7 protein-coding genes are annotated in these 4,158 nt (G+C 50.0%); all 7 read right to left on the minus strand.

Annotated features, from left to right (window positions below):
- Positions 1-404 precede the first annotated feature (404 nt).
- On the minus strand, positions 405-770 hold the full coding sequence (gene rplL, locus HBA26_RS22405; RefSeq protein WP_002445276.1) for a 50S ribosomal protein L7/L12: 366 nt from the start codon (positions 768-770) through the stop codon (positions 405-407).
- Positions 771-836: 66 nt separating this feature from the next.
- The gene (gene rplJ / locus HBA26_RS22410) at positions 837-1,334 is read right to left on the minus strand and encodes a 50S ribosomal protein L10 (RefSeq protein ID WP_003862338.1); all 498 of its coding nucleotides are present in this window, start codon (positions 1,332-1,334) and stop codon (positions 837-839) included.
- A gap of 289 nt (positions 1,335-1,623) precedes the next feature.
- Entirely contained in the window at positions 1,624-2,328 is a 705-nt protein-coding gene (gene rplA, locus HBA26_RS22415; protein ID WP_006810530.1) for a 50S ribosomal protein L1, read from the minus strand.
- A gap of 3 nt (positions 2,329-2,331) precedes the next feature.
- Positions 2,332-2,760 (minus strand): 50S ribosomal protein L11, encoded by a 429-nt coding sequence (gene rplK, locus HBA26_RS22420; protein ID WP_008503452.1) that lies wholly within the window; start codon positions 2,758-2,760, stop codon positions 2,332-2,334.
- A 156-nt stretch (positions 2,761-2,916) separates the two neighbouring features.
- Positions 2,917-3,462, minus strand: a complete 546-nt coding sequence (gene nusG, locus HBA26_RS22425) for a transcription termination/antitermination protein NusG (RefSeq protein ID WP_003862341.1) — start codon at positions 3,460-3,462, stop codon at positions 2,917-2,919.
- A 1-nt stretch (position 3,463) separates the two neighbouring features.
- Positions 3,464-3,847: a preprotein translocase subunit SecE gene (gene secE / locus HBA26_RS22430; RefSeq protein WP_003862342.1), complete on the minus strand. Its 384-nt coding sequence runs from the start codon at positions 3,845-3,847 to the stop codon at positions 3,464-3,466.
- Positions 3,848-4,074: 227 nt separating this feature from the next.
- Positions 4,075-4,158 (minus strand): hypothetical protein (locus HBA26_RS22435; protein ID WP_000740160.1); only part of this gene is annotated, 84 nt, incomplete at its 5' end.

A 4,158-nucleotide genomic window follows, 5' to 3' on the forward strand; every position in this document is an offset into this window, starting at 1 on the left:
AAAGGAGATATGGAATGTCCAGAACTTGTGGACGTTTACCAAAATCCTTACGAATACGTTTTTTCTCGGTATAGGAGTAAACCATAGGGTTCCTCAGCTCGCTGACAAGTCGACCCATCTGTCCGACGAAGGGACAGTTTGTGCAACACCATTTTGTGGACCGGAAAATTGAATACTTTCCGCAATACCTGTTGCTATCACGCTTAAACCATTTCATTGCGATTTACACAGAGCGAGCACCCTGTCGCAGTATATTAAGTCGTCGATAGAAACAAGCATTGTCAGGACAATCAGCAGTCAAACAGTGTGAAATGCTACTGATGCCTTACAGCGCAAAAAGGCTGGTGACTAAAAAGTCACCAGCCATCAGCCTAATTGCTTAGGCTGCAACCAGAAAAGTTGGCTTATTTAACTTCAACTTCAGCGCCAGCTTCTTCCAGAGATTTTTTCAGTGCTTCTGCGTCGTCTTTGCTCACGCCTTCTTTCAGCGCAGCTGGAGCAGATTCTACCAGGTCTTTAGCTTCTTTCAGACCCAGGCCAGTTGCGCCACGTACTGCTTTGATAACAGCAACTTTGTTCGCGCCAGCAGCTTTCAGAATTACGTCGAATTCAGTTTTTTCTTCAGCAGCTTCAGCCGGGCCAGCAGCTACAGCTACAGCAGCAGCAGCAGAAACACCGAATTTTTCTTCCATTGCAGATACCAGCTCTACAACGTCCATTACGGACATAGCTGCAACTGCTTCAATGATTTGATCTTTAGTGATAGACATTTAAATTGTTCCTGAAAATCAGAATAAGTTTATACGTAAGCAAATGCTTTATAAAGATAACTGCGATTAAGCAGCTTCTTTCGCATCGCGTACAGCAGCCAGAGTGCGAACCAGTTTGCCAGCCGCAGCTTCTTTCATGGTTGCCATCAGGCGTGCAATTGCTTCTTCGTAGGTCGGCAGGGTTGCCAGGCGATCGATTTGCGATGCCGGGATCAACTCACCTTCAAAGGCTGCAGCTTTGACCTCAAATTTTGCATTCGCTTTCGCGAACTCTTTGAACAGACGAGCAGCAGCGCCCGGGTGTTCCATAGAGTATGCAATCAGGGTCGGACCAACAAACGTGTCTTTCAGGCACTCGAACTGAGTACCTTCAACTACGCGACGCAGCAGGGTGTTACGAACAACACGCATGTATACGCCAGCTTCACGACCTGCTTTACGCAGTTCAGTCATTTTGTCTACAGTAACGCCACGGGAATCCGCAACTACTGCAGACAGCGCGCCTTTGGCTACTTCGCTGACTTCAGCAACAATCGCTTGTTTGTCTTGAAGATTTAAAGCCATTAGCTTTGCTCCTGGATGTTTGCCGGAACTCATGTTCCGGAACTCACTTCACTCAACCCAACGGGAAGAGCGTCTTAATACGGTGAGCAGAAACAAGCCAGAGTATTAAAAATAATCTTAGCGTTCTGTCACCGTCTACGCAGGGGATTAAGTTTCTTGCGAAACACCTGCGGTCTTCGACGGAGGCCTGGATAGGCCAGGCTCCAACGAACAAATCTTTTAGCCGCTAACTTTCGTTAGCAAACGTGGGGGTAAGATTGTAGACAAAATCACCGCCCACGTAAAGGCATTAGTTTGCAGCAGCGCTCAGGCCAGCCTGGTCAACTGCAACACCTGCACCCATGGTGGTGGAGATGCTAACTTTCTTGATGTACACGCCTTTCGCCTGAGTTGGTTTAGCTTTTTTCAGCGCAACCAGCAGAGCTTCCAGGTTTTCTTTCAGTTTGTCAGCGTCAAAGTCCACTTTACCGATGGTGGTGTGGATGATGCCGTTTTTGTCGTTACGGTAACGAACCTGACCTGCTTTAGCGTTCTTAACCGCTTCAGCAACGTTAGGGGTTACAGTACCCACTTTCGGGTTTGGCATCAGGCCGCGTGGACCCAGAACCTGGCCCAGCTGGCCAACAACGCGCATTGCATCTGGAGAAGCAATAACAACGTCAAAGTTCATTTCGCCTTTTTTGATCTGATCAGCCAGATCTTCCATACCTACCAGTTCAGCGCCGGCAGCTTTAGCAGCTTCAGCGTTTGCACCCTGAGCAAATACAGCTACGCGAACGGAACGGCCAGTACCGTGTGGCAGTACAGTTGCGCCACGAACGTTCTGATCGGATTTACGAGCATCGATGCCCAGGTTAACGGCAACGTCAACGCTTTCAACGAACTTAGCAGTCGCCAGTTCTTTCAGCAGAGCAATAGCTTCGTTGATGTCGTACTGTTTGGTCGCATCAACTTTGTCACGGATCACGGACATGCGCTTGGTCAGTTTAGCCATTTCTTAGTCCTCCACTACCAGGCCCATGGAACGTGCAGTACCTTCGATGGAGCGAGTCATCGCTTCAATGTCGGCACCAGTCATGTCGGCAGCTTTGGTCTGCGCGATTTCCTGCAGCTGAGCGCGGGAAATTTTACCCACTTTGTCTTTGTTCGGTTTACCGGAACCAGACTTGATACCAGCCGCTTTCTTCAGCAGAACTGCTGCTGGAGGGGTTTTGGTAACGAAAGTGAAAGAACGGTCAGCGTAAACAGTGATTACGACTGGGATTGGCAGACCTTTTTCCAGGGATTCAGTTTTTGCGTTGAACGCTTTACAGAATTCCATGATGTTCACACCCTGCTGACCCAGAGCTGGACCAACTGGTGGACTTGGGTTCGCCATACCAGCTGCAACCTGCAGCTTGACGTAGGCTTGTACTTTCTTAGCCATTCTAAAATCCTCTGATTGGGTAATAGCGCCTCAAGGAGGCTCCCCGTGAATAAAATTCGTTTTACGGGCCGGGACCCATAAAAACAAAAGGCGCGAAATTGTATTCCAATCCCGCGCCTTGTGCAACGATTAAATCGTCGCTTTTTTGATCGCTGCTTAGGCTTTTTCTACCTGGGCAAAGTCCAGCTCTACCGGGGTCGCACGACCGAAGATAGAAACAGAAACTTTCAGGCGGGACTTCTCATAGTCCACTTCTTCAACCACGCCATTAAAGTCAGCAAACGGACCGTCATTAACACGAACCATTTCACCCGGTTCAAACAGCGTTTTCGGACGCGGCTTATCACCCACCTGCTGCAGGCGGTTCATAATCGCATCAACTTCTTTGTCGCTGATTGGCGCCGGACGGTCAGACGTGCCGCCGATAAAGCCCATCACACGCGGCACGCTGCGCACCAGGTGCCAGCTCGCGTCGTTCATAACCATCTGAACCAGCACGTAACCCGGGAAGAATTTGCGCTCGCTTTTGCGACGCTGGCCGCCACGGATCTCAACCACTTCTTCGGTCGGAACCATAACTTCGCCAAACAACTCTTCCATGTTGTGTAATTTGATATGCTCACGCAGCGACGTTGCTACGCGGCCTTCAAAACCGGAAAACGCCTGAACGACGTACCAGCGCTTTTTAGGGGCTTCAGACATCTCAGAACCTCAGGCCAGTGATAAAGGATACCAGGCGAACCAGAATACCATCCAGTCCCCACAGGATCAGTGACATTACAGCGGTTACCGCCGCTACGATCAGCGTGGTGTGCAATGTTTCCTGGCGAGTCGGCCAAATGACCTTGCGGACTTCGGTACGCGCTTCGCGGGCAAACGCAACGGTCGCTTTGCCTTTTGTCGTCAACAGCGCGACACCACCCGCCGCAGCAATCAGAATTACCACTGCAAGCGCGCGTAGCGGCAGCATCATGTCACGATAAAGATAGTTGCCGACAATCGCCACAATCAGCAGCACGGCTACAACTACCCATTTCATCGCTTCCAGGCCGCGCCCGCTCCCTTGAGCTTCGGTATTCGCACTCATAAACCAACCTGTCAGAAGTATTCTACAAACATTTTCACCCCGCGAGTGCGAGGCAAACCAATCGAAATGCTATTCGCTTTTCGTATTATACGCTCTCCGCAGAGCCTGTCTCAGCAATGATTATGACAAAATTAATCACTGATGAGCCAGGTTCTGATGTGAAAGCGTGCAAAAAGGGCATCAAATGATGCCCTTTTATTGCGCATTGCGTCAAATGTTATCAGCGATTAGCCGAGAACTTTAGCAACAACGCCCGCGCCAACGGTACGGCCGCCTTCACGGATTGCGAAACGCAGACCGTCGTCCATCGC

This window comes from Enterobacter sp. 725m/11, from assembly GCF_011683705.1.
Lineage (GTDB): Bacteria > Pseudomonadota > Gammaproteobacteria > Enterobacterales > Enterobacteriaceae > Enterobacter > Enterobacter bugandensis.

Coding starts and splice junctions, on each gene's coding strand:
- rplL (WP_002445276.1), bottom strand. CDS start 770: ATGTCTATCACTAAAGATCAAATCATTGAAGCAGTTGCAGCTATGTCC.
- rplJ (WP_003862338.1), bottom strand. CDS start 1,334: ATGGCTTTAAATCTTCAAGACAAACAAGCGATTGTTGCTGAAGTCAGC.
- rplA (WP_006810530.1), bottom strand. CDS start 2,328: ATGGCTAAACTGACCAAGCGCATGTCCGTGATCCGTGACAAAGTTGAT.
- rplK (WP_008503452.1), bottom strand. CDS start 2,760: ATGGCTAAGAAAGTACAAGCCTACGTCAAGCTGCAGGTTGCAGCTGGT.
- nusG (WP_003862341.1), bottom strand. CDS start 3,462: ATGTCTGAAGCCCCTAAAAAGCGCTGGTACGTCGTTCAGGCGTTTTCC.
- secE (WP_003862342.1), bottom strand. CDS start 3,847: ATGAGTGCGAATACCGAAGCTCAAGGGAGCGGGCGCGGCCTGGAAGCG.